The sequence below is a fragment of the Actinomycetota bacterium genome (genome assembly GCA_030776625.1).
Taxonomy (GTDB): Bacteria; Actinomycetota; CADDZG01; order CADDZG01; family WHSQ01; genus MB1-2.
The window spans coordinates 274,109-297,443 of sequence record JALYHL010000002.1 but is presented as its reverse complement, the minus strand read 5'-3'; the positions used below and the strand labels follow the sequence as shown (position 1 = coordinate 297,443).

General features: G+C 66.9%; 21 protein-coding genes and 1 riboswitch. Of the genes, 9 read left to right on the top strand and 12 right to left on the bottom strand.

What is annotated here, in order from left to right; genetic code table 11:
* Positions 1 to 44 precede the first annotated feature (44 nt).
* A complete protein-coding gene (locus M3N53_05650) occupies positions 45 to 605 on the top strand; it encodes a hypothetical protein (protein MDP9067815.1) in 561 nt (186 codons plus the stop codon).
* On the opposite strand, the gene M3N53_05645 is transcribed toward M3N53_05650, so the two are convergent.
* Complete coding sequence (locus M3N53_05645; protein MDP9067814.1) at positions 602 to 859, bottom strand: hypothetical protein; 258 nt, start codon at positions 857 to 859, stop codon at positions 602 to 604. The two genes, M3N53_05650 and M3N53_05645, sit on opposite strands and share 4 nt — an antisense overlap.
* Positions 860 to 903: 44 nt before the next feature.
* Between M3N53_05645 and M3N53_05640 the strand changes: the two genes are divergently transcribed.
* The 3 genes from M3N53_05640 to M3N53_05630 all read left to right on the top strand — a co-directional run bounded on the left by M3N53_05640 (position 904) and on the right by M3N53_05630 (position 4,684).
* Entirely contained in the window at positions 904 to 1,572 is a 669-nt protein-coding gene (locus tag M3N53_05640) for a response regulator transcription factor (protein MDP9067813.1), read from the top strand.
* Positions 1,573 to 1,576: 4 nt separating this feature from the next.
* The gene (selA, locus tag M3N53_05635) at positions 1,577 to 2,941 is read left to right on the top strand and encodes an L-seryl-tRNA(Sec) selenium transferase (GenBank protein ID MDP9067812.1); all 1,365 of its coding nucleotides are present in this window, start codon (positions 1,577 to 1,579) and stop codon (positions 2,939 to 2,941) included.
* 63 nt (positions 2,942 to 3,004) lie between these two features.
* On the top strand, positions 3,005 to 4,684 hold the full coding sequence (locus tag M3N53_05630) for a hypothetical protein (GenBank protein ID MDP9067811.1): 1,680 nt from the start codon (positions 3,005 to 3,007) through the stop codon (positions 4,682 to 4,684).
* An 8-nt stretch (positions 4,685 to 4,692) separates the two neighbouring features.
* On the opposite strand, the gene M3N53_05625 is transcribed toward M3N53_05630, so the two are convergent.
* Both M3N53_05625 and M3N53_05620 read right to left on the bottom strand, forming a co-directional pair.
* Entirely contained in the window at positions 4,693 to 6,975 is a 2,283-nt protein-coding gene (locus M3N53_05625) for a winged helix-turn-helix domain-containing protein (GenBank protein MDP9067810.1), read from the bottom strand.
* A gap of 2 nt (positions 6,976 to 6,977) precedes the next feature.
* Entirely contained in the window at positions 6,978 to 8,000 is a 1,023-nt protein-coding gene (locus M3N53_05620) for a hypothetical protein (protein ID MDP9067809.1), read from the bottom strand.
* 135 nt (positions 8,001 to 8,135) lie between these two features.
* Between M3N53_05620 and M3N53_05615 the strand changes: the two genes are divergently transcribed.
* Together M3N53_05615 and M3N53_05610 are read left to right on the top strand one after the other, a co-directional pair.
* Positions 8,136 to 8,684 carry a hypothetical protein gene (locus M3N53_05615; GenBank protein ID MDP9067808.1) on the top strand — a complete coding sequence of 183 codons (549 nt, stop codon included), beginning with the start codon at positions 8,136 to 8,138 and terminating at the stop codon, positions 8,682 to 8,684.
* Positions 8,685 to 8,900: 216 nt separating this feature from the next.
* Positions 8,901 to 9,617, top strand: a complete 717-nt coding sequence (locus M3N53_05610) for a hypothetical protein (protein ID MDP9067807.1) — start codon at positions 8,901 to 8,903, stop codon at positions 9,615 to 9,617.
* Between the two features lie 267 nt (positions 9,618 to 9,884).
* On the opposite strand, the gene M3N53_05605 is transcribed toward M3N53_05610, so the two are convergent.
* From M3N53_05605 to M3N53_05585, 5 genes are all read right to left on the bottom strand, one after another.
* On the bottom strand, positions 9,885 to 10,694 hold the full coding sequence (locus tag M3N53_05605) for a hypothetical protein (GenBank protein ID MDP9067806.1): 810 nt from the start codon (positions 10,692 to 10,694) through the stop codon (positions 9,885 to 9,887).
* A 14-nt stretch (positions 10,695 to 10,708) separates the two neighbouring features.
* Positions 10,709 to 10,789, bottom strand: a riboswitch (cyclic di-GMP riboswitch).
* 68 nt (positions 10,790 to 10,857) lie between these two features.
* A complete protein-coding gene (locus M3N53_05600; protein ID MDP9067805.1) occupies positions 10,858 to 11,016 on the bottom strand; it encodes a hypothetical protein in 159 nt (52 codons plus the stop codon).
* Positions 11,017 to 11,180: 164 nt separating this feature from the next.
* Complete coding sequence (locus tag M3N53_05595; protein MDP9067804.1) at positions 11,181 to 12,053, bottom strand: ferritin-like domain-containing protein; 873 nt, start codon at positions 12,051 to 12,053, stop codon at positions 11,181 to 11,183.
* A 176-nt stretch (positions 12,054 to 12,229) separates the two neighbouring features.
* On the bottom strand, positions 12,230 to 13,501 hold the full coding sequence (locus tag M3N53_05590; protein MDP9067803.1) for a hypothetical protein: 1,272 nt from the start codon (positions 13,499 to 13,501) through the stop codon (positions 12,230 to 12,232).
* 288 nt (positions 13,502 to 13,789) lie between these two features.
* Positions 13,790 to 14,440 carry an HAD family hydrolase gene (locus M3N53_05585; GenBank protein MDP9067802.1) on the bottom strand — a complete coding sequence of 217 codons (651 nt, stop codon included), beginning with the start codon at positions 14,438 to 14,440 and terminating at the stop codon, positions 13,790 to 13,792.
* Between M3N53_05585 and selB the strand changes: the two genes are divergently transcribed.
* Positions 14,433 to 16,388, top strand: coding sequence for a selenocysteine-specific translation elongation factor (gene selB, locus M3N53_05580; protein ID MDP9067801.1), 1,956 nt, complete (start codon positions 14,433 to 14,435; stop codon positions 16,386 to 16,388). The two genes, M3N53_05585 and selB, sit on opposite strands and share 8 nt — an antisense overlap.
* Positions 16,389 to 16,443: 55 nt before the next feature.
* On the opposite strand, the gene M3N53_05575 is transcribed toward selB, so the two are convergent.
* Entirely contained in the window at positions 16,444 to 17,628 is a 1,185-nt protein-coding gene (locus M3N53_05575) for a glutamate--cysteine ligase (protein ID MDP9067800.1), read from the bottom strand.
* Positions 17,629 to 17,898: 270 nt separating this feature from the next.
* Here M3N53_05575 and M3N53_05570 point away from each other — a divergent pair, with 270 nt between their 5' ends.
* On the top strand, positions 17,899 to 19,689 hold the full coding sequence (locus M3N53_05570; protein MDP9067799.1) for a CocE/NonD family hydrolase: 1,791 nt from the start codon (positions 17,899 to 17,901) through the stop codon (positions 19,687 to 19,689).
* A 19-nt stretch (positions 19,690 to 19,708) separates the two neighbouring features.
* Positions 19,709 to 20,236 (top strand): hypothetical protein, encoded by a 528-nt coding sequence (locus M3N53_05565; protein MDP9067798.1) that lies wholly within the window; start codon positions 19,709 to 19,711, stop codon positions 20,234 to 20,236.
* 148 nt (positions 20,237 to 20,384) lie between these two features.
* Here M3N53_05565 and M3N53_05560 read toward each other — a convergent pair whose 3' ends face one another.
* From M3N53_05560 to M3N53_05550, 3 genes are all read right to left on the bottom strand, one after another.
* Complete coding sequence (locus tag M3N53_05560) at positions 20,385 to 21,161, bottom strand: slipin family protein (protein MDP9067797.1); 777 nt, start codon at positions 21,159 to 21,161, stop codon at positions 20,385 to 20,387.
* Between the two features lie 9 nt (positions 21,162 to 21,170).
* Positions 21,171 to 22,520, bottom strand: a complete 1,350-nt coding sequence (locus M3N53_05555; protein ID MDP9067796.1) for a nodulation protein NfeD — start codon at positions 22,518 to 22,520, stop codon at positions 21,171 to 21,173.
* A gap of 129 nt (positions 22,521 to 22,649) precedes the next feature.
* On the bottom strand, positions 22,650 to 23,294 hold the full coding sequence (locus tag M3N53_05550) for a hypothetical protein (protein ID MDP9067795.1): 645 nt from the start codon (positions 23,292 to 23,294) through the stop codon (positions 22,650 to 22,652).
* Positions 23,295 to 23,335 lie beyond the last annotated feature (41 nt).

Sequence of the window (23,335 nt, the reverse complement as noted above, 5' to 3'; positions counted from 1 at the left end):
AGTCCGCGGCTCGTCTATGCGGCGGCGGCCTCTAGCATGCCCCGGTGTCGAAGACCGCCATAGGCATCGCCGCGCTGTTCTTGGGACTCGCCCTGTTCCAGGCTGCCAGCGGGTTGTTCGCATCCGATCCCGCTCCGCCACCGCCTCCGCCACAGGCGGCCACTCCGAGCCCTTCGCCGGAGCCAAGCCTTAGCCCCAAGCCCGCGAAACCGCCGAAGCTGAAGCCGTTCCCCACCTTCGCCGGCCCCGCGCCCGAGCCCAAGACGTACGAGGACACCGAGGCTCTGGCCGCAGCGCTGGCAGACCGGGGCATCGAGTGCACGACGTTGGACTTCCTGGATCAACCCGACCCCACGCTGAGCGAGTTCTCGCTGTGCGACCCCGGCACCCCGAACCGCCGCTTCAACATCTACTTCTACGAGACCGAGGAGAACCGTGCGCTGTGGCTCGGGCTGATGAAGGAGCAGAAGCTCCCGTTGCCTCTGGTGTACGGGCCGAACTGGATCGTCGTCGCCGCGGGTGAGCCGTCAACCGCGATGAAGAGGATCGAGGCGATCCGCGGCGCCATCGGCGGCGAGATAAAGGACTTCTCGCCGAAGTCTTAGTCCCTCGCCCTCCGGTGCGCCAGCGCGGTGGCGATCAGCCACGCGAACACGGCTCCTCCGCACGCGAGCCCGAAGCCCAGCACGACCTGGACCCACGTCGGCGGTGACAGCGCGATCGCGATCAGCGCGACCAGGATCAGGATCCCAACCATGGCGAGTGACGCGACCAGGCACCCGACGGTCCAGCGCACGTGGGGCGACAAGGGCGCGTCGACGGGACGGATCTTCGTGACGCGGCCCTGCTCTACGTTCACTTTCCCCTCTGTATCCCGCGACGCTTGGCCCATATCATCGGCCTGTGTCCCAACAAGAGGGCGTGAAAGTCCTGCTCGTAGACGACCACGACCTGCTGCGGCGTGGCATCAAGACGATGCTCGAGACCGAAGGGGTCGAAGTCGTGGGTGAGGCGTCCGACGGAACGAAGGTTCTACGTATGGTCGAAGAGCTCCTGCCCGATGTCGTGCTGATCGACGTGATCATGCCCAACAAAGATGGGATCGAAGCAACCCGAGAGATAAAGGACTCCTTTCCGAACGTCGGCGTGGTCGTTCTGTCGGGACATGACGATCAACAGTTCGTTTTCGATGCCTTGAAAGCGGGAGCTTCCGGATATCTCTTGAAGACCGCGGAGCTGGACGAGGTCGTGGCGACGGTTCGTTCGGTGGCCGCGGGTGGGGGACGCCTCGACCCCGCGCTCGCGAGCAAGGTGCTGACCGAGTTCCAGGGCTACCAGAAGGCCGACGTGTCCGACGTCTACCAGCCGCTCACGCCGCGAGAGCGCGAGATCCTGCAGCTCATGAACGAGGGCCTCCCGAACAAGGCGATCGCGAGCCGGCTCTCGATCTCGGAGCGCACGGTCACGACGCACATCGCGAACATCTACTCCAAGCTGCACGTGAACAACCGTGTATCCGCGATCCAAGAGGCGATGCGGCGCCGGATCCTGACCTTCAACCAGCCCGCCTAGCTCCATGGGAGACGACTCTGTCCAGGTCGGGCTGCGCGCTCTGCCCGCGGTCGACCGGCTCGTAGACGCGGTCGGTGGACGCGGCGTCGGCGTAACGGCAGCCGCTCGCAGAGCGATAGACGAGGCGAGGGCGGCCATCCGCGGCGGAGGTCCGGCCCCCACGCTCGAAGACCTGGCAGAGCGAGTTCGACACCTGTTGCGAGACGATGCTCGCTCGCTCCTGCAGCCCGTGATCAACGCGACCGGCGTGCTGATCCATACGAACCTCGGCCGGGCCCCTCTGGGCGAAGAGCAACTCGCCGCGGTGCTCGAAGTGGCCTCAGGTTACTCGAACCTCGAATACGACGTCGCCGGAGGCCGTCGCGGCACCCGCTACGCGCATGCGACCGCGTTGATCTCCGCGCTCACCGGTGCCGAGGAGGCGCTGGTGGTGAACAACAACGCGGCCGCCGTCCTGGTGACGCTGGCGAGCCTGTGCGCGGGCAGAGAGGTCATCATCAGCCGCGGCGAGCTGATCGAGATCGGCGGCGAGTTCCGCATCCCCGACGTCATGGCCGCGTCCGGAGCCAAGCTGGTCGAGGTCGGCACCACCAACCGCACCCACATCGGCGACTACGAGAAGGCGATCACGCCCGACACCGCCGCGATCCTGAAGGTCCACCCGTCCAACTACCGCGTCGTGGGCTTCACAGCCGAGGTCGCGCCCCGTGATCTGGGGCGGCTCGCGGTGAGCCGCGGCCTCAGCTTCATCCACGACCTCGGCTCGGGCCTGGTGATGGAGGACGCGAGCCTGCCGGAGCCTCTAGTCAGAGACGCGCTGGAAGACGGCGCCGACGTCGTCACGTTCTCCGGGGACAAGCTCCTCGGCGGGCCACAGGCGGGCGTGATCGCGGGGCGGGCTCGAGCTATCGGGACGATCTCGCACCACCCCCTGCTGCGGACGCTACGCCCGGACAAGATGACCCTCGCCGCGCTGGAGGCAACCTTGCGCATGTATCTCGAGGGGCGAGGCGGCGAGCTCCCCCTGTGGCAGATGGCGTCGGTGCCGCTCGAGCGCCTGGAGGAGCGGGCCCGAAAGATGTCGGTCTCGGTGGCGATCCGCGTCTCGGCCGACGTGAAGGTCGAGCCGCTCCCACTCAGCTCGGTCGCAGGCGGCGGCTCTCTCCCCGGCGTCGAGCTGTCTTCGTTCGGCCTGTCGATCCTGAGCGGGGAGCGCAGCGCCGCCGAGCTGCAGAGAGGCCTTCGCTACGGCGACGTGCCGGTGATCGCCCGGGTCGAAGACGACCGGTTGATCCTCGACCTCCGCACCGTCCCTGCGTCCGAGGACGACCGCCTGCTCGCACTGCTGCTGGCGGCCCTCTCTGGCTGAGTGTCACCGAACGACCGCGAGGCGCCGTAACCTTCTTCGACGAAGCCACAGCAGGGGGGTCACTTGTCTCGTCGAATCGTCAGCGCGCTGCTCATCGGGAACCTCGTGGCCGCCTTTGCAACGCCCGTCGCCGCGGGAGCGTCCGCAACGCAGTACGAGCCCGTGCGCGTCCGGCACATCGGCCCCGACTACAACGGCGGCCGCCCGCTCCCGCTGGCGGTTCCGCAGCTGGAGTCGTGGTCGCTCGACGCAGGCCGTTCCAAGGTCGGTGACACCAAGACCTGGTTCGCGCTCGACGACGAGAAGCGCGAGATCTACACCAAGCCCTTCGAGCTCCGGGCGCGCGGGTCGAACGTCGAGGTGTGGGTGACGCCGGACCTGAGCTTCCCCGCCGACGACTGCCGCAACGACGAGCGGATCCAGGTCACGGAGCGACAGGTGAACTACCTCGTGAAGCAGTTCGACGGCAACATCTATCCGAAGGAGTCGCGCGCCTTCAGCCGGCCGCCCGACCGCAACGGACAAAAGGCGGAGGGAACGAACATCGTCGGCGGCGGTCCCGATCACTTCCGCGGCGACGGCGACGACATCGTCGTGTTGGTCGACAACGTGCGCGATCGCAACTACTACGACCCGAACAACCAGAGCAACCTGCCCTACATCATCGGGTTCTTCTATTCCGAGTTCAACAGGCTCACCGATCGCAACGTGATGACGATCGACGGCTACGACTGGATCCACCGGACCGGCGAGAACCCGCCGCACGAGCCCGACCCGACCGACCTGTGCAAGAGCCAGCCGGCGCGGCCCAACCTGATCGAACAGACGCTCGCGCACGAGTACCAGCACCTGCTCGAGCACTACGAAGACCCGAACGAGGCGGTGTGGCTGAACGAGGGTCTCTCGGACTGGGCGCAGACGCTGACCGGCTACGCGCACCCCGAGCGCAGCATCCACGAAGCCGGCTTCGACCGCCACGTCCAGTGCTTCCTCGGCTACTGCGGCCAGCAGACCGCTTACAACCCGAACCCAACCGACATGGGTCCCGAGAACTCACTCACGGTGTGGGAGGACCAGGAGGGAGAGATCCTGGCCGAGTACGGCGCCACCTACACGTTCATGGAGCTGCTCTCGTCGCGCTACGGCCGTCCCTTCATGAAGATGCTGCACCGGATCGATGCGAACGGGCTCGGCTCGGTGCGGCGTGCGTTGCGGAAGATCGAGGCACGCGCGACGGTGAAGAGCTTGATCCGGGACTGGGCCGCGGCCATGACACTCGACGGGGTAATCGATGACGGCGCCACCTTGAACAGTTCCCGGAAGCCGTCGAAGGTGACCGTGCGGCGGTTGGACGCGACGGTGAACTGGTCGACCGAGCACGCTTACTCGACTCCCGGCGCTCCGCCGAACGGATCGGACTTCGTGCGTCTCCGGGATTCCACTGGGCTGTTCTTCACCGCGGCCGAGATCGAGTCGCTCACGTTCGACAGCACGACCGACGCCGACTTCACGCTCCAGCTCGTGGCCTACGACGCCGCCCACACCCAAGCATGGCTGGCGCAGGTTCCGCTGGGGCCCGACAACAGCGCCAGCGTCTCGGGCGCGGAGCTGGACGAGATGATCGGCACCACGGCAGACACGGTGGCCGCGATCGTCACCGTGCACGATCCGCGCGAATCGAGCGAGGCCTACCCGAACTACAGACTCACCGTCAACGGAACGCTGCAACCCGGCGGCTCCTAGACAACGCGCTAGGCGCGGGCCGGCGTCGCCCCGGGGAATGCGGCGGGCTCGACCCCGATCTCGTCCATCTCGCCGGAGTAGATGAGGTAACGACGTCTGGCCTCTCCGTGACGACGTGCCTTCAGGAGCGCGGTGACGAGCAATAAGTGGGCCTGCTCGTCGTATGGGTCGCGTTCGAGAAGGCGCAGGCAGTACCGCGACGTCGCTTCGTGATCGCCCTCGGTGGATGCCGCCTCCGCGAGGGCGCGCACGACCGCCACGTAAGCGGCTCGGGCCTCTTCCCTCAGGGGGACCGACCAGTCCTCATAGGCATCTTCTTCTAAGAAGTCGCCCGCATACAGAGCCTCGGCCTCTCGTAGCGTGGCGTTCGCCTCCTGCAACCACCCCTCGGATCGAAGATCCAACGCCGACGACGCCTCCTGGAGGAAGTCGAGAACGTCGACCCGCAGGTTCTCGAGCTGCAGTCCGACGGTGGATTTGCCTCCACACACGAAATGCTCCAGCTCATATCTCCGTTCAGGATCCAGCACGGTGCGAAGCGTCGTGAGCGCGACCGACAACCGGTTCCCGAGCTTGTCCGACTCCTCCTCAGGCCACAGCGCCTCCATCAGGACCTCCCGCGGCACCGGGCGCCCCCTTCGTGCCACGAGCATCTTGAGGAGGTCCCTGGCTTTCTTCGAACGCCACTCCGTCGTCGGGATCGGCTCTCCATGACGCAGAACCCTGAAGCCACCGAGCGATCTGATCTCGACCGGGAACGCCGTGTCACCTTTGGGAGGTGCGATCCAGTTCGTTGCGAACGCAAGCACGCCACGGGCTCCAAGAGTGAGGAGCCGATCGGTCGCGTCTCTCGCAAGAGCCCGGCCCTCCGCGCCACCGACCAGAGCCGCAACCCACAGCTCGGCCCGCGCCTGCCCGATCGGATGGCCGATGTCCTTCCACGCGGCGACCGCCTCTTGGAATCGCTCCAGTTGGAGAGACGGAACCTCGGCAGCGAGCGCCCTGAGCTCGAGTGCTTCGGCCATCCCCGCGCGATGTCGGCGCGCACGCGCTTCGGCTTCCGATCGTGCTGCCAGATCCGCGGCCGTGGGAGCGTCCCCTCCGACCAGCGCAACCCATGCCCCGGCGTTGAGCGCTTCGACGTAGCCCATCCCCCGGCCGTACCCGACGGCGCGCTCCACGTGAGCTCGTGCCATCTCTGGTTCGTCTTTCGCAAGCACCCGCGCGAGCCCCGCGAGAGAGGGAACGAGCGCCTGCAGGTTATGAGCCCTCTCTCCCACACGGATCGCCTCTTCGTAGCAGGATCGGGCCAAGGTCAGGTCCCCCCGAACCCGATAGACATCTCCGAGGTTCCTGAGCGGATACGCGACCCCCAGCGATTCGATCCGCTGATAGATAGAGCGCGCCATCTCGAGGTCTGCGAGCGCCTCGTCCAACCGGCCAAGCTGAAAGAGGACCTCGCCTCGGTTGGTCAATGCGAGTGCGTGGTACGCGGCATACCCCGCAAGCTCCGCTGATTGGATCGCGCTCGCAAGCTCTTCCAGCGCCCGCTGATAGGAGCCTGCTTCAAGGAACTGCGAGCCGCGGTTGGTCCGGATCCGGATGATCTGCAACAGGTCGTGAGCACCGCCTGCTGCTTCCAGCCCGTGCAAGTAGTGCGCTTCGCTCGTCCTGCGGTCGCCCGCCAAAGCCGCTACAAGCGCGTTGGCGGTGTGCGCTGCGGCCAACGCGCCACCGTCCTGCGCGGCGGTCGCAGCCGCCAACGAAGACTCTGCGGCAGCTCGACACGCGTCCGCTTCACCCAAGAGCCAGTGCGCGCCGGCCTTCCACGCGCTGAGCAGAGCTTCTGAGGCGAGATCGCTCCCATCGATGCGGCCTCGCTGGTACGCGACAAGAGCGGAACGTAGATCACCCTTCAGGTGATGGATCATCCCGATGCGCCAGGCGAGTCGGGCGTCGAGATCACCCCGCTCACCCGCCACCTGCTCGAAGCACGCGAGGGCGCTCTCCCAGTCCCCTCGGAAGTGGCGCGTCGCTCCGGACAGCTGATGGATCCCGGGATCCCGTAGCTCCTCGGGGAGATGATCGATCGCTTCCTTGAGTGCTTGAAGATTTCCGGAACGCAATATCGCTTCACCCCGCCTAGCGAGGAACGAGGCGATGCGGTCGGGTTCTCCCATCTCGACGAGCGTGCTCAGCACGTCCGCGAAATGACCATTGGACTCGAACCAATCGGCTGCACGCTCGAGCAGAGCCGTTCGGTCGGCGGGAGGAAGCGGCCATCTCCGCACGATCAGGTCGCGTACGAGGCTGCTGACCCGTACCACCCCCACTCGCCCGTCAGCGGTTCGAGGAACAAACCCCGCCTCTCGAGCGACCCGACCATGTCGGCGGCATCCGGCACGCCCAGCCATTCGAGAAGCTCGGGCGTGAACCGCTCGACGCACGCCGCTTTGCTCAGCAGCTCCCTGACCTCGGGCGGCTCGGCATCCAAAACTTCCTCGGTGAGAAACGTGAGCAGAGGCTTCTTCCCGCGGCGGAGCGCCTCGAACCGCCCTGTTAGCTCGTGTTCGTCGGCGCCGCGCAGGAACTCCATCGCGAGGCGCACCGCTCCCGGCCAGCCGCCGGTCAGCTCGTGCAACGAATCGCTCAGAGTGCGATCCGCGATGCCGAAGGACATGTTCAGCAGATCGGCGACTTCTTCTCGGCTGAAGGAGAGGTCGGACGCATCCAGTTCCAGAACCTGTCCGCGGCCCCGCATCCTTTCGATCCCGAATGGCAGCTCGCGCCGCGACGCAAGGATGAGGTGCAACCGCGCGGGAGCCTCTCGACAAAGCTCACCCAGTAGAGCGAGAGCAGCCTCCGCGCCTTCGAGCTCGTGGACGTCGTCCAGGACCAGGACGAGATCACGCCGCAGATGTTCTTGTAGCGCTCCACTCAAGAGCGCTCCCCAGGCGCGTCCTCGCATGATGTCGGACTCATCGAGCTTCGGTCCCCGCCCCGATCCCGCCGCCGCGGCGGTGTCTGGGGGAAGACTAGGAACTCGGACCCGTAGAGCTTCCACTAGCCCGTTCGCGAGGACTCCTACCTCTCGGTCCTCCGAGCCCAGCGTGTACCAGGAACAACGGCGACCCGCGGCCCAACTGCTCAGGGCAGTGGTCTTACCGAAGCCCGCGCCCGCGACGACGGTGGTCAGCCGGGCGCCGAGGGATCCATCGAGGCGTGAAGCGAGCGCGGGGCGCTCGAGCAACCAGGGGGACGCTGGGGGTGGAGTCAGCCGCGTCGGGCTCACCGTCACGTAGTCGTTGCCGGTCATGTCGCTCCTGCGGGTTCGCCCAGCGCTGGAACCGAGTTCTTTGGAGCTTTCATCTGAGTTTAAGCCGGTTCGAACCCCCCTTCCCTAGCGTCGGTTTTCGACGGGGGACGTCCCCGAAGGAGAAGGGAGAGGTGGATGAAGCAACGTAGACGTGGAACCAGCGTCGTCGCTGCCGCAGTGGTGATGGTCGTGGGCGCGATCGTCGTACCCAACCTGGGTGGCATCGCGAGCGGCAATACATCCGGGGACCGGCTCGCCCGGCAGATGGAGCGCCTGCGTCAGGTGACCGGGGCGTATCACAACGAGGCACTGGCGATCGCGGGAGGGTTCGAGCGGGACGACCACTGCGTCGCATCGCCCGAAGGCGGGATGGGATACCACTACGTCGACCCAGACCGGATCGACTCCGTGGTGCTCAAGGACCAGCCGGAGGGGCTGCTGTACGCGCCAGGTCTCAACGGCACGCGCGTGCTCACAGGCGTGGAGTACTTCAAGGTGGACGAGGATCAGGACCTCGCCACCGCCGACGACCGTCCGACTCTGTTCGGACGCCCCTTCGACGGTCCGATGCCCGGCCACGGCCCAGGCATGCCCGTGCACTACGACCTGCACGTGTGGGTCTGGCGCTCGAACCCGAACGGGATCTTCGAGCAATGGAACCCGCGCGTGACCTGCCCGGAATAGCGCGTAACCCAGCCGCATCGTAAGCAGCCGGACCCCCCGCGGGCATGCGTTGACTCAACACGCACGACGGCAGAGCGCGACGAGCGACTTTGCCCTGACAGACGCTCGCCAGACCAGCGAGTCGAGGAGGTTGCGATCGAAAGGAGTTAGTGAGGATCTCGAGGCGACACAGCAACAAGATAGATACGGCGAGTCAATCCCACAAAGGAGTAACACATGATCGGTAGCAGGAAAGGAACGATTACGGAGGCGCCACCCGCCGAGCGGGGCGCAAAGGTTCGACGGGCTTCGGGATCCTCGCGACGCCGAGGATTGCACCTGATCGCCTGGGTCGTGGCGATCGTCGGCCTGATCGGAGGTGGGATCGCGTCTGCGACGATCCCGAGCAACAACGTCATCGACGCGTGCTATTCGAAGAGCGGTGGATCGCTTCGCGTGATCGACTCCTCCGTGACCAATTGCAAGAGTGGAGAGACGTCACTCGCCTGGAACGTGCAGGGCGTGAAGGGTGATCAGGGTCCTATCGGTCCGGTCGGGCCCGCGGGAGCCGACGGAGCTGACGGAGCTGCCGGACCCGAGGGTCCCGTGGGGCCTGCCGGGCCTGCCGGGCCTGCCGGGCCTGCCGGACCTGCAGGGCCTGCGGGCCCGAGCGGATCGCCTCCGGGCCTTTACGTGAGAACCGCGAACGCCGATGCCGACGAGTTCTCTGGTGGCTCCTCCACCACAGCCCATTGCGACAACAACGACCTGGCAACCGGTGGTGGCGGTACAGCTGGCGACATGTTCGTTGAAGGTTTTGAGGGCGGTGGATCGCACGCTCTTCGTGTATCGGTCCCGGTGGGGAACCCCGCAACCGGCTGGTTCGTAGTAGCCGATGACCTCGAGGATGCCGTAGGCGTAGAAGCGTACGTGATCTGCATGATGGTTCCATAGGCGACGGTTGCTTCTGTAGACAACCAGGATTGGCCGGTGGATCGAAGCGGCTCCTCACACGAGGAGCCGCTTCATTTCTATGTGGTGGCGGAGAGGCGTCGAAGAGACCGAGAACCGACTTTGACATCCGGGCGACCGCTCACCCGTCGGCGATGCTAGGGCCGATTGGGTTGGCCTCATCCGAACGCGAAGAACGGCCGGGGGGCAATCCGGCCGTTCTTCTTTCTTCAGAACCGGAGCAGGTACCCGGTCCTTAGATCTGTGGTGTTAGGGAAGCGGGAGCTCCTCGACGATCTCCTCGACGGGGTTCTGCTCCTCTTCCTCCTCCTCGGACTCCTCCTCGGACTCGTCATCGGACTCGTCGGACTCGTCGTCGGACTCGTCAGACTCCTCGTCGGAGTCCTCCGAGTCGGCGGCCTCATCGGACTCGTCACAGTCGTCGGTCTCTTCGACCTCGGTGTCACCCTCGGTCTCGGTGTCGTCCTCGGGGCCTTCTTCGGCCTCGGTCGCGCCCTCGGCCTGGCCCTCTTCGGCCTCGGTCTCACCTTCGGTCTCGGTGTCGTCCTCGGCGCCCTCTTCGGCCTCGGCCTCGCCCTCGGTCTGGCCCTCTTCGGCCTCGGCCTCGCCCTCGGTCTGGCCCTCTTCGGCCTCGGTCTCTTCGCCGGCTTCCGCGTCGGACTCGTCGGCGTCATCGACGCAGGTTGTGGTGGGGACAGGCTCGGTGGCGCCACGGCGGATCCGGACCTTCTCGAGCTCGCCATCGTCGGTCTTCATGCGGAGAACGAGCGCTCCGGCAACGAGGTCCTCGAGCGAACCACGCGTCGGGTTGCCCTTGGCAGCCGGACGACCACGGTGGTCGATCTTGACCTTGGTGTCCTCCGCGACCGTTGCGGTGCGCGAGGAGCCGTCCTTCAGAGTGACTTCCAGAGTGGTTCCGTCGAAGCTGGCAACGGTGCCGATGGGCTTCTTGCCGCCGTTGCGGGAACCATCGCGGCGGTTGCTCGCCAGAGCGGCGGGCGCCGCGGCTGCAGCGAGAACGAGTGCTGTCGTGAGGATTGCGGTGGTGCGTCGAAGCATGTATCCCTCCTCCATTCGGTAGCTGGGCGGTCTCGGCTCTTGCGAGACCCCTGGCTTTGCGTCCCCGCCTCGCGGTGGGTTTGCCTTTGTCGTGGAGGCGGTTGCCTCCCCGTCCTACAGAGCCTGTATCGGCTACGGGTCCGTAGCCTTTAGTGACTAGTTCTCAATATCGCGGCAGCTCGTAGTCGAAAGAGTCGCCGCCCCAGCCGAAAAGCTCGGTGATGAGGGATCTCAGCGCCTGCACCAGCTGGCTGGCGTCGTCGGCGCCGAGCCAATCCTCGTCCAACCGGTGCGAGAAGGCCGAAAACTCCTGCACCCGCATGACTCCTCCATTCCTCGTCGCCACATGCGATATCGACTGCGGCCGACTAGTCCTTTAGGTGTCCTCGTCCGTCCGGAGGCGTGAGAGGTGTGGGACAAGAAGAGAGCCGGCCCTCTTGGTGGACCGGCTCTCTGTTCCTCTAGGTGCTTCGACGTGCTCGGCTTTTACGCGTTCTCGAGCTCTCGGTCGGTGCTCTTCAGGACCGACGAACGGTTCTTGTGGCTGCGCTCGTAGTCGCGGACCTGCTGGACGATCTCGTTCGGTGCATCGGTCAGCGCCTTGTTGATCTCACCGACGGTCTGGTCGTCGTAGCCGGGCCACGGCTCGTCGCCCTCGAGGCTCTCGATGCGATCCAGGATCGTCTTGCGGTTCTCCTTGGTCGACTCGTATGCCGCGACCTGCGCGAGCTCGTCCTGGCTGAGGCCCTTCAAACGCTTGGTTATCTCGTCCGCGTTCAGGTTGTCGTAGTTGGCGATCGGAAGGTCCTCGATCGTGAGGACCGGGCGCGACTGGATCGGGACCTGCGCGCGCACCACCGCGTCGGTGAGGTTCGGGATCTCGTTGCGGAGGTTCTCGAGCATGCGCTCTTCATCCGCACGGATGTCGGCCGCGAGCTGCGCGGTCGTCTCGTCGCCCACGTTGCGGGCCATGCGCTCGATCGCGTCGTAGGTCGCGATCTCGATCGCCTCGCTCATGATCTCGTCGCGCGCGTTCTTGAGCATCTTCTCCTTGCGGTCGCCGCCGCGGACGAGGTCGATCGGGGCCTTCGCCATCGACAGGGTGTTGGTGATCAGGTTCTGCGCGAGACCGAAGCCGGCCGCCAACACGTTGCGGTGCGCGCCGAGCTCGCGCAGCCTCTGCTGGACGCGCTGCGCGTGAGCGGTCGTCTCGCGGAGATGCGCCTCGAGGCCGGAGCGGTAGGGGCCGGGCTCTGCGATCTGGATGTGCGCCGCCAGCGTCTGTGCGATCGCGGTCTCGCGCGAGTGCGCCTCGAGCAGGTACTGGACGATCTTCTCTTTGCCTTGGGCTTGCGCCATGGGAGCCTCCTCAGGTGGTGCGGTTGGGGGGTCTGAGCGCGTTACTACCCGCGCTTGCTAGTAGCTAACCGCCAACTAAAGCTGCCGCTTTTCGTACCTGGCCACACCCGGGCGAGCGAAATCCGGCGAAGCTGGGTGAGGTCATCTAGACGAGGCTGCGGGATCCCGGCGGACGCTCATACTGCACTTCGCTCGACTCCCGATCGGGTTGCAGCTTTCTCTTGTGGCGGGGCGGGAGGACGCAGCCACAACGAGGCGGTCGTCGGCTGCATCGTCTGCTCGATCACGGCCAGCAGCTCGGCGGCGAGGCTGTTGAGGTCGATCTCCTGACGTAGTCGGCCGGTGAACGCCTGGATGGTCTGCGCCGCGTCGTAGCGGCGGCGGTTGAAGCGCCGGTCGATCACCTCTTGGACGCGGCGGCGGGCGGGCTGGAACATGGCGGCCACCGCGAGGGTCCCCGCCGCGACCACCAGGTCCGACTGCCTGCCGGCCAGCTGGCCGAGACCGAGCACCACTACGACGTAGCCGCCGCCGAGCAGGACGGTGAGCAGCGCGTAGGCGACCGTGCGGCTGATGATGCGGTCCAGGTCGTACAGCCGGTAGCGGAGGGTTGCCGCGCTGATCCCCAGGGTCAACAACACCAGAGCGATCGGGCCCACGATCGCGGGGTCGGGCAGCGCCGGGGCGCCGATCGCTATGGCGGCCAGGATGGCGAGGAACAGCAGCGCGGCCAGTGCGGCGCCCAGCGCAACCCAGCGCAATTGCTCGCGTTCGGCGCCGCGTGCTCGGCGGAACCGCATCATCAGGGAGGCCGCGCCGACCGCGACTGCGCCGAAACTGACGGCGAAGGCGACCTCGTAGGCCGACAGCAGGACACCGTCGTACCCGCGGAGGTCGAACGGGTCCGTGGGCCGGTGGTAGGGCCGAGTGTCTGGTCGGGGCACCAGCGCCACGGCCAGCAGCAGAGCGATCGGAGTGGCTGCGGTGACGGTGGCGAACCAGCGCCAGCCGGCCGAGCGCGAGGGCAGCGACCCGGTGGGCGTCAGCAGGAGGACGAAGGCCAGACACGCGAAAGCCGCGGCGCCGATGGCGTGAAAGGACCGAGCCGCGAGCCAGGCGCCCGGCAGGGCTCCGGGGCGGACCAGCAGCCCGTAGTCGGCGTACGTTGCGACCGCGAAGCCCGCCTGCCCGAGCACGCCGAAGGCGAGCAACAGCAGCCAGCCCACCGGGTGGCGGGGCCGGCGGCTGGCGATCACAGCCCCGACCGTCGCCAGCCCCAGGTGCGGCGCGGCGACCGAGAGGAGCGCGGCGTCGACGACGGCCAGGTCGGGGCGGCCGGCCTGGCGTAGCAGGTGGTCGAGCCAGGCAGTGGCCACCAGGGCGAGCATGGCGAGTCCCCACAGCGCCCACGCCAGCAGCGCGGGCCGCCACCACCGCCACTGGCTCACCGCGTTCGGCCGCCTGATGGCACTGCCGTCAAGCCCCTGCCGAGGGCCGCGCCGCGGCTATCTCGGCTCCACCCGCCGACATCTCGACATCCGCCCTATCCACTCGACCGCCACAAGGTGTCATTGTCTCCGCTGGCCGTTACGGGAGCGTTACGGACGTCGCCCTACAGCCGGGCGGCCGTGTGTGTGCTGGTCAACCTGGACCCCTTGCGGCAGTACGGCACCGAGCATCCGGGCGCACGGTGCCAGATCGGCGATGAACCCGATAAGCGCGGTCGAGCGAAAGGTTTAGGCGAGCGGGGTGTCGTCCAGCTTCTGGCGCAGGTCGGGGAGCGACTCGAAGACCGCGATGGCGCCGACGTCTCGAAGCTCGGATTCGGAAAAGCCTCCGGTCAGCAGCCCGATCGTCTTCAGGCCCGCGTTCTTCGCGGCCTCGCAGTCCCAGGTGGAGTCACCGACCATCACGGCGTCATCCGCGCCCGACTTCTTCAGGGCGACCTGGATCAGGTCGGGCTCGGGCTTGGTCGCGTCGACATCGTCGGACATCGTCCAGCCGTCGATCAGGTCGCGCATGTCCAGCAGGTCGAGGTAGTGGTCGACCTCGTTGCCCTTGGCAGAGCTTGAGAGGACGACGGGATGGCCGCGCTCTTTGAGGTCGCGGATCAGTTCAACGGCCCCTTCGAACGGCTCGACCTCCTCGATGAAGGTGAGATACAGCGCCTTCTCGGCCGCTCGGATGTCGTCGCCCAGCTTCTCTTCGACCTCTTCGCCGCAGAGCGTCTTCACCAGGTGGTCGCCGCCCATGCCGACGTGACGGTGGATCTTCCACGCGGGGACGATCTGGCCGTTCTGGCGGAAGGCGCGGTGCCACGCCACGACGTGCTGGTAGTTGGTGTCGACGAGGGTGCCGTCGACGTCTAAGAGGGCCGCAATGGTCATCGCCCCCCTCTACCCACTTCTCCTAGTTTTCTACGCAACGCGCCCGCAGCGCGCTTTCGCGGCGCAGAAGGCGATGCAGCTCGCGCGTCAGGCGCTGCTGAGTATCTATCGTTGCGACATGCACGTTCTCGGGACCGCGGGGCATGTCGACCACGGGAAGTCCACGCTGGTCGAGCGGCTGACGGGGATCGATCCGGATCGTTTCGCGGAAGAGAAACGGCGCGGGATGACGATCGACCTCGGCTTCGCCTGGGTTCCGCTGCCGTCCGGGCGAGAGGTTGGCCTCATCGACGTGCCGGGTCACGAGCGGTTCATCAAGAACATGCTGTCGGGGGCCGGGGGCGTCTCGGTGTGCCTCTTTGTGGTCGCCGCCAACGAGGGCTGGAAGCCGCAGTCCGCCGAGCATCTGGCGATCATCGACGTGCTGGGGGTGTCGCACGGGGTGGTGGCGCTCACAAAGAGCGATCTCGTGGATGCGGACACGCTCGAGCTGGCGCGGGCCGAGGTGGAGGAGAAGCTCGCGCCGTCGTCTCTGGCGGGGGCGCCGGTAGTGGCGTGCTCGGCGGTCACGGGCGACGGAATCGGCGAGTTGCTGGTTGAAGTCGACCGTGCGCTGGCCGCGGCCCCCGCTGCGGTTGACGAGGGACGGCCGCGGCTGTGGGTGGATCGCGTCTTCACGATCGCCGGCTCCGGCACCGTGGTGACGGGGACGTTGATGGGCGGCGGTCTGGCGGCGGGCGACGAGGTGGAGATCGCGCCCGAGGGCCGGCGGGCGCGGGTGCGCACGATCCAGAGCCACAAGCGGGAGGTCCCGGAGATCGGGCCGGGCAACCGCGTGGCTCTCAACCTGGCGGGGCTCGAGCGCGAGGGGGCCGAGCGCGGCGACGCGGTGGTGAGGCCGCGTTCGTGGCGGGTGACGGCTCGGGTGGACGCGCTGGTGCGCGTGTCTCCGGCGGCCGTGTCCGGGCGCCAGCACGAGCTCACGGAGAAGGGCGCCCACCTGCTGTACGTGGGCTCGGCCGAGACGCCGGTGCGGCTCAAGTTGCTGGGGGGGTCGCGGCTGTCGTCTGGCGAAGAGGGGTTCGCGCAGCTGTACCTGAGGGAGCCGTTGCCGCTGGGTCGTGGGGACCGGTTCGTGCTGCGGGACGCGGGACGGGTGCTGACCCTCGGGGGCGGCGTGGTGCTGGACCCGCTGCCGGAGGCGGCGCGGCGCGGCGACGAGCGGCGCCTGTCTCTGCTGGGCGAGCTGCGTCGCGGCGAGGCGACCGGTGCCTTGCGGGCGCTGGTGAGGTCGACCGGCGCGCTGGCCGCGTCAGAGGCGCTGGCGCGCTCGGGAGCCGCCGCAGTGCCGGCAGAGGTGGCGGCGCTGGGGCCGCTCCTCGTCTCGGATGAGCGGCTGGGGGAGCTGGAGGCTTCCGCCCGCCAGGCGCTAGATCGGCATCACGTGGCGCATCCATTGGAACGGGCGATGGCCCGCCAGGCGCTGCGAGCCGAGCTCGGCCTCGAGCTCGATGTGTTCGACGCATTGATCGCGCGCACGGAAGGCATCGTCGAAGAGGGGGCCGGCGTGCGGCTGGCGTGTCATCAGGTCGGGCTGACGCCACAGCAGCAGGAGGTGCGGGACCGGGTGCTGGCCGCGATCTCGTCTGCCGGGTTCCAGCCCCCCTTTGTGGCGGAGCTGAACGCGGAGCCGCGGCTGCTGCGGTCGCTGACGGAGTCGGGCGAGCTCGTCAGGATCGAGGGGTTCTATCTGACGGCCGAGCAGGCCGCGCAGGCCCGGAGACTGGTCCGCCAACGGATAGAGCAAGAGGGCCCGGTCACCGTCGCGCAGATCCGGGACCTGCTGGGAACCACGAGGAAGTACGCGGTCCCGCTGTGCGAATGGCTCGATAGCACGGGCGCGACCCGGCGCCAGGGCGACCTACGCGCGCTCGGCCCGAAGCCCTAACGCAGCTCTTTGTGCATCTATGGTCGCTAAGCGACCACGGTTGCACAAAGACGCGTTACTCGCCGGCTATCGGGGTGCCGTGGTCGACCGTGCCTCCCGGCAGCGAGCGGCCCACCAGCGGCGCCGGCTTCCCGGTCTTCATCTCGTTCACCAGCGAGTCCACGACCGCTGAGAGGTCCTTGGTGGCGTGATAGACCTCGCGCTGCCTCGTGGCGGAGGTGCCGCGCTCGAGCATCTGGTTGATCCCCATCAGGTCCTCCAGACACCCCAGCTTCTCGGCCACCGGCTCCAGGCGCTCGATGAGGTCGCCGATCGAGCGACGCAGCGACATGAGGTTGCCCTCCTCGTCGCGGATGATCTCCGCGTCGAGCCCGTACCGCGCGGCCCGCCACTTGTTCTCGCGGATGGTCCAGGACTGGTGCTGGAACAGGTCGAGACCCGAGTTGTACCGATCCCCCAGCCACACGACAAGCGACTGCGACAGGGCGACGAGCGAGCACAGCTCCTCCATCGTCGGCGTCCCGTCGCAGATCCGTAGCTCGAGCGTGCCGAAGCCGGGGTGCGGGCGGATGTCCCACCACACCTCCCGGATGCTGCGGATCGTGCCGGCGCCGATCAGCGTCCGCATGAAGCGCTGGAACTCGCCCCAGTTGTCGAGCTGGTACGGCAACCCCGCGGTGGGCAGCGACTCGAACACCTTCGAACGCACCGACGCCAGGCCGGTGTCGCGGCCCTGCCAGAACGGCGACGACGACGACAGCGCCAGGAAGTGCGGGATGAAGGTCGAGAGGCTGTTGGAGATCGCGATCGCCTCTTCGCCGGAGCCGACGCCGACGTGCGTGTGCACGCCGAAGATCAGCAGGCGCCGCGCGGTCCACTGGCAGTTCTCGATCAGACGGTGGTAGCGGGGGTCCGGTGAGACGGTCTGGTCGCGCCAGGACGAGAAGGGGTGGGTGCCGGTGCAGATAACGCGATAGCCGAGGCCCTCCGAGACGTCGATCAACCGCTCGAGCTTGTCACCCAGGTCTCGCCTCACGGCGCCGACCGTGGGACAGATGTCGGTGATGACCTCGATGCAGCACTCGAGGAGCTCGTGCTTGTACCAGCGGTCGTCGCCGAGCTCGGACAGGATCTTGGTCGCGGCCGTGTCGGTGGCGAGCGCCCCGGATTCGTCGACCAGCTGGACCTCGATCTCGGCCCCCAGCGTGGGCCGCTCGGACCTATTGAAAGAGATGTTCATGAGCCTCCCCCTGTGAGCCTCCGGGTCCCGGTCGCGGCGATGTTAGACCCACCCGATCTGCCGCTCCATCTGCTTACCCTCAAGTCCCGGCTCGAACCCCCTGCCGGAAGCGGCCTCAAAACGCGAATAAGCAGGTCACCAGGCGGTGAAGGACTCCGCTGCGAGGGGGAGAACCTTCGCTTCGAGGGACCGAATCAGGGAACATCCGGGGGCCCTCTGACGTTCGAATAAATACGAACGAAACGGACATCTTTGGAAGGGGACCGCTGGATGCGACGCCACTGGACCGTAGCGATGGCCCTGGCAGCGACGTTGCTGGCCGGCCTGTTCGCGGCCCCCGCAGCACCCGCCGCCGAGCCCTTCGGCATGGAGCGCAAGAGCTACATCGTGAAGACCCGCGTGGGCAAGATCTACGTCGAGGTCGTCCACCCCACCCGCGACGGCAAGATCGTGAAGGCTCCCGGCCTCTTCACCTACTCCCCTTACTGGATGCTCGGCGCAAACCCCGACGAGCCCAGCAGCTTCCGGCGCGGCCGAGACGCAGCCGAGTGGGTTCCAGAGGGCTATGCCCGCATCTGGGCCGACGTCGTCGGAACCGGTAACTCGGGTGGCTGCTACGACTACGGCGGCGACCGCGAGAAGAAGAGCGCCTACGACCTGGTCGAGTGGATCGCCAAGCAGAAGTGGTCGACCGGCAAGGTCGGCATGTTCGGAGCCTCCTACGAGGGCACCACGGCGACCGCCGCCGCCGTCATGAACCCGCCGCATCTGACCACGATCGTCCCCGAGGCGGCCATCTCCCGCTGGTACGGCTACGCCTACTCGGGCGGCATGCGCTACTTCCTGAACAGCGAGCACCCGACCGACGAGGGCTTCGACACGCCGCTCGCTTTCGACTTCGGCCTCGCGGTGCCTCCCCCGATCGACGTACAGAACGAGGACTTCGCCGGGCGCTTCTCCGACAACGTGAGGCCGTGCGAAGAGATCCAGCACACCGAGAAGGGCTACGACGAGACGCCGGACTACGACAAGTTCTGGATCGAGCGCGACTACCTGCGCGACGCCGACAAGATCGACATCCCCGTGATGGTCGCCCACAACTGGGGCGACTGGAACGTCAAGCAGGAAGAGGCCTGGAACCTCTTCCACGCCCTCAAGAACGCTCCGAAGAAGACGCTCTACATGGGCGACCGCTACATGGGTCACGGCACGCCGGACGGGCAGTACGACAAGGTCCTCCACCAGTGGATGGACCACTACCTGAAGGGCGTCGACAACGGTATCGAGAACCTGTCGCGCATCGTCAGCGAGACCGCCGACTACGACGGACCGCTCGACTACCTGTCTGCGCCGAGCGCGTTCAAGACCCGCAACGTCGAGCTGATCGCGCAGGAGACCGCCAAGACGAGTCCGACCGACTACCAGTGGAAGCTGCTTCCGACCAAGCCGATCGTGACGCCGAACTCGACGCCCGCAGAGTTCACCTCCGCCGGCATCAACACCGAAACCCACGCCAACCACCATGCCCGCAGCAACCACGACTGGTTCTGGTTCGAGACGCCGCACCTGAAGAGGGACACGAGGATCTTCGGCGAGATCAAGGTTAAGGTCTGGTCGAGCTCGGATCGCGAGTGGATCACGATGACGCCGTCGATCGTCGACATCGACCCGGCGTGTCACACGCAGGTGGCCAACCAGCACAACACGGACCCGACGTGTCTGCCGCGCTCCACTCAGGCGATCACCCGCGGCTTCCTAGACTCCCGCTACCGCAACGGGCTCGACAAGCAGGTCCCGATCAAGCCGGGCGTCCCCTTCGGCATGACGGTGGTGGAGAAGCCGACCGACTACGTCTTCAAGAAGGGCCACTACATCGGTCTGCAGATCCAGACCGAGATCAACGAGTGGGCGCTTCCGAAGCCGTACCCCTGCACCAGCGTCGCTTGCACGAAGGTCCGGGTCCACTGGGAGCAGGGTAAGACCCGCCTCGTCCTCCCGATCGTGAACGCCCCGCACAACCCGATGGACCTGTTCGAATTCGGCGGACACGACGAGCACTGAAACGGGGATACTGAACGTCATGCGTAGACGGACGAGCCTGATCGCAGCAACGGCCCTCGTGGCCGGTGCGCTCGCGCTCGCTCCGGTTTCGCCCGCCGGCGCCTGCTCTTCCGGCGATGTCCGGGCCAAGATGCGCAGCGGCAATCTGGAGGTCGTCGGGCTGCGCACCTACCACCTGGAGGTCAGGGCGGACAAGCCGAGCTACAGGATCGGCGACGTCGCGAAGGTCAACGTGCTAGTGACGCGGCCGGCGCACGAGGATCCCGTGGGTGGGGGCATCGAGCAAGAGCCTCCGCAGTCGTTCCCCGCCGAGGGCGCCAATGTCGGCATCGGGCTCCGGATCGGCGACGTCTTCCTGTTCGGTCACGCCGTGACGAACGCCGAGGGCAAAGCCCAGGTCAAGATCAAGATCAAGGACTACACGCCGCCGGGCAAGGCCATGGCCGACGCCTACGCGTGGAAGGTGGCCGCGGACACCACCTGCGCCCGGGTCGAAGAGAACGGCTACACGCAGAAGACGAACCTCTTCACCCTGCGCCGCGCCTAGCCCCTCAAACCACCACCTCGCCGCGCCCACGATCCTCGCCTTCTTTGGGATGTAAGTCGCGGCTACCGCATGCCGCTCATCGGGAGCCACGTCCAACACAAACAACGCGCGACCACCGAGCGAGCGTGGCCGAAGCCACAGCGGCGGGTTAGGTGGGCGTGGTGAAGGTGCTCGCGTCTTCGCCGAAGGCTGCTTTGAAGGGGGCCAGCAGCTCGATCGGGATCGGGATCACGAGCGTCGAGTTCTTCTCGGCCGAGACATCGGTGACGGTCTGCAGGTATCTCAGCTGGTAGGCGATCGGGTGGCGAGAGATGACCTCTGCGGCCTGCGCCAACTTCTCAGAGGCTTGGAACTCACCCTCAGCGGCGATGATCTTCGAGCGTCGCTCCCGCTCGGCCTCGGCCTGCTTGGCCATCGCGCGCTGCATCTCCTGCGGTAGGTCGACGTCTTTGATCTCGACGCGCTCGACCTTGATTCCCCACGGATCCGACACGTCGTCGATGATGCGCTGGATCTCGATGTTGAGCTCGTCCCGCTCGGTCAGGATCTGGTCGAGATCGACCTTGGAAAGCACCGCGCGCAAGGTCGTCTGCGCGATCTGCGACGTCGCGTACAGATAGTTCTGCACCTCGACGACCGCTTTGACCGCGTCGAAGACCCTGAAGTAGCACACCGCGTTAACGCGCACGGTGACGTTGTCCTTCGTGATGACGTCTTGGGGCGGGATGTCCAGTGTCACCGTCTGCAGGTTCGCTTTCACCATCCGGTCGATGATCGGGATCACGAAGAACAGGCCCGGCCCCTTTGCACCGATGACGCGACCGATGCGGAAGATGACGCCCTTCTCGTACTCCTGAACGATGCGGATCGAAGAGGCCAACACGATGATCACGAACACGATCCCGATCAGAACCAGCAGCTCCATCTCTTCCTCCTAGTCAGACGACTGTGCGTGTTCGTGAAGCGGCTCAACCAGTAACACGAGTCCCTCCGTCGCTTTCACCTCGACCTTGGAGCCCGCGGCGATCCCGGTCTCCATCGTGCGCGCCCGCCACAGCGTGCCGTTGGTGAACACCGTGCCCTCCGGCGCGATGTCGGTTCGAGCTTCGGCGATCTGGCCGATGATGCCCTCCTGGCCCGTGATCGGGCGCCGCAAGCGCACGCGCAGCGCCGCCGTCATGACGGAGATGAAGAAGACCAGCGTTCCGAAAAGCGCGGCCCCGATGACCCAGAGGTCGAGCCTCAGCGCCGGGGCCGCGTCCGAGAACAGCAACAGGGCGCCCGTGATGAGCGCGGCGACGCCTCCCACCGTCCACACGCCGAGTCCCGCGGTGTGCACGTCGACCAAGAAGAAGACGACGGCGAGCACGACGAGCAGGACGCCGACCCAGTTCGTCGGCAGCACGCTGAGCGCGTAGAACCCCAACAGGAGGCAGACCGCGCCGATGATCCCGGCGAGGCCGATGCCGGGGTTGTAGAGCTCGAAGATCAGGCCGAACATCCCCACCAACAAGAGCAGGAACGCGACGTCGGGCCGGGTCACCGCGTGGAGGAGGCGCTGCACCAGGTTCATCTCCTGGAAGCGGATCGTCACGGTCGGGGTGCCCGCGGCCTCGTCCCACGTCTCGAGCGTGACGGTTCCTGCGTCCGCGGCTTCGACCTCCTCCCCGTCCAGGATCCGGAGGAGATCGCCCAGCGACGACGCGGATCCATTGACCACCCCGATGTCCACGGCTTCATCCGCGCTGAGCGAAGCCGCTTCGGTTACCGCTTGCTCGGCCCACTCCGCGTTGCGCTCGTTGGCCTGGGCGAGGGCTCTGATGTAGGCAGCCGCGTCGCTCGTCACCTTCGAGTCGAGGGTGTCTCCGCCTCCGAGGTTGACCGGCGTTGCGGCGCCGATCTCCGTGGCCTCGGCCATGTAGGCGAGGTGGGCGGCGTAGGCGATGAAGGTTCCGGCCGATGCCGCCCTAGCGCCGCGCGGCGCGACCCACACGATCACCGGGACGCTGGAGTTCAGCATCTCCTCGGTGATCTCGCGCATCGCCACGTCGAGGCCGCCGGGGGTGTCGAGCTGGATGACGATGGCCTGCACGCCATCGTCCTGAGCGCCCTGCAGGCGCGCCTGGAGGTAGTCGGCGGTGGGCTGGTCTATGACGCCCGTGACCTCGACGAGATCGATGGTGGCGGCGGGGTCGTTCTGTGCGAGACCGTTCGAGGCCAGCGGTCCCAGCAGGGCCGCTACGACGACGGCGACGATCCCGAAGCGAACGAAGCGAGCGGCCATGCATCAATGGTCGCACCTGAGCAGCAGAACGCGAAGCTGCACCGTGAACGCTGGCAGCAGACGCACGACTTTCGGACACAAACGCGGTCGGGCACACGCTTCGGTACAAAGGTGGCCCGCTGGGTGGCGCTAAGGCTTGTGCGAGTTCCCGGCGTCGGCGGGCGGGCCCTGGTCTTCGGGGGGTCCCTGGTCTTCGGGGGGTCCCTGGTCTTCGGGGGGTCCCTGGCCTGCGGGCGGCGCTTCCTCGGTCTGGGTGGCCGGGGCCGGTGCGGGCTTGGGAGCCTTCTCCGGCTTGGCGGGCTTCGGTGCCCTGGAGGCGGCCGAAGCGGGTTTGCCGGCGCCGGAACCTGCCGTAGCAGGCTTGCCGTGCGTCTCGCTGGCGGCTGCGGCGGCGGCCTTGGCTGCCTCGCAGGCGGCCTCGGCGTCGGCGGCGGTCGCGCCCTTGTCCTGAGCGATCGAGCGAACGGCCTCGCCGTGGAAGCGACCCTTCACGTCGCACTTGGCGACGACCGACACGACCGCTCCGTGGTTGTCCCCGGCCTTTTCGGCCTCGGACTTGTCGGCGCCGGAGTCATCCTCTTCGGCGAGCGTCTCCCGGTCGCCGTAGTCCTCGACGTGATCCTTCGGCGCTTTCGACCTGTCCGTCTTGGCGGGCTCGACCTCTTCCGTCGTGGTCTTGTCGGAGACCGACATCGCTCCGGGCATGGCCGCGGCGAAACCGACGGCAACGGCCGCCATGACGATGCCGAGGAACACACCTCTCAGCTTCATCATGTCTCCGCTCCTGTCCCTTGGCGTCTTCCCGTTCCTAATCG

Excerpts from the sequence above, each read along its gene's own strand:
- M3N53_05595 (MDP9067804.1), bottom strand. The coding sequence starts at position 12,053 with ATGGCGCAAGCCCAAGGCAAAGAGAAGATCGTCCAGTACCTGCTCGAG.
- M3N53_05610 (MDP9067807.1), top strand. The coding sequence starts at position 8,901 with ATGATCGGTAGCAGGAAAGGAACGATTACGGAGGCGCCACCCGCCGAG.
- M3N53_05575 (MDP9067800.1), bottom strand. The coding sequence starts at position 17,628 with ATGAACATCTCTTTCAATAGGTCCGAGCGGCCCACGCTGGGGGCCGAG.
- M3N53_05560 (MDP9067797.1), bottom strand. The coding sequence starts at position 21,161 with ATGGAGCTGCTGGTTCTGATCGGGATCGTGTTCGTGATCATCGTGTTG.
- M3N53_05555 (MDP9067796.1), bottom strand. The coding sequence starts at position 22,520 with ATGGCCGCTCGCTTCGTTCGCTTCGGGATCGTCGCCGTCGTCGTAGCG.
- selA (MDP9067812.1), top strand. The coding sequence starts at position 1,577 with ATGGGAGACGACTCTGTCCAGGTCGGGCTGCGCGCTCTGCCCGCGGTC.
- M3N53_05565 (MDP9067798.1), top strand. The coding sequence starts at position 19,709 with ATGCGTAGACGGACGAGCCTGATCGCAGCAACGGCCCTCGTGGCCGGT.
- selB (MDP9067801.1), top strand. The coding sequence starts at position 14,433 with ATGGTCATCGCCCCCCTCTACCCACTTCTCCTAGTTTTCTACGCAACG.
- M3N53_05615 (MDP9067808.1), top strand. The coding sequence starts at position 8,136 with ATGAAGCAACGTAGACGTGGAACCAGCGTCGTCGCTGCCGCAGTGGTG.
- M3N53_05570 (MDP9067799.1), top strand. The coding sequence starts at position 17,899 with ATGCGACGCCACTGGACCGTAGCGATGGCCCTGGCAGCGACGTTGCTG.
- M3N53_05600 (MDP9067805.1), bottom strand. The coding sequence starts at position 11,016 with ATGCGGGTGCAGGAGTTTTCGGCCTTCTCGCACCGGTTGGACGAGGAT.
- M3N53_05620 (MDP9067809.1), bottom strand. The coding sequence starts at position 8,000 with ATGACCGGCAACGACTACGTGACGGTGAGCCCGACGCGGCTGACTCCA.
- M3N53_05605 (MDP9067806.1), bottom strand. The coding sequence starts at position 10,694 with ATGCTTCGACGCACCACCGCAATCCTCACGACAGCACTCGTTCTCGCT.
- M3N53_05585 (MDP9067802.1), bottom strand. The coding sequence starts at position 14,440 with ATGACCATTGCGGCCCTCTTAGACGTCGACGGCACCCTCGTCGACACC.
- M3N53_05550 (MDP9067795.1), bottom strand. The coding sequence starts at position 23,294 with ATGATGAAGCTGAGAGGTGTGTTCCTCGGCATCGTCATGGCGGCCGTT.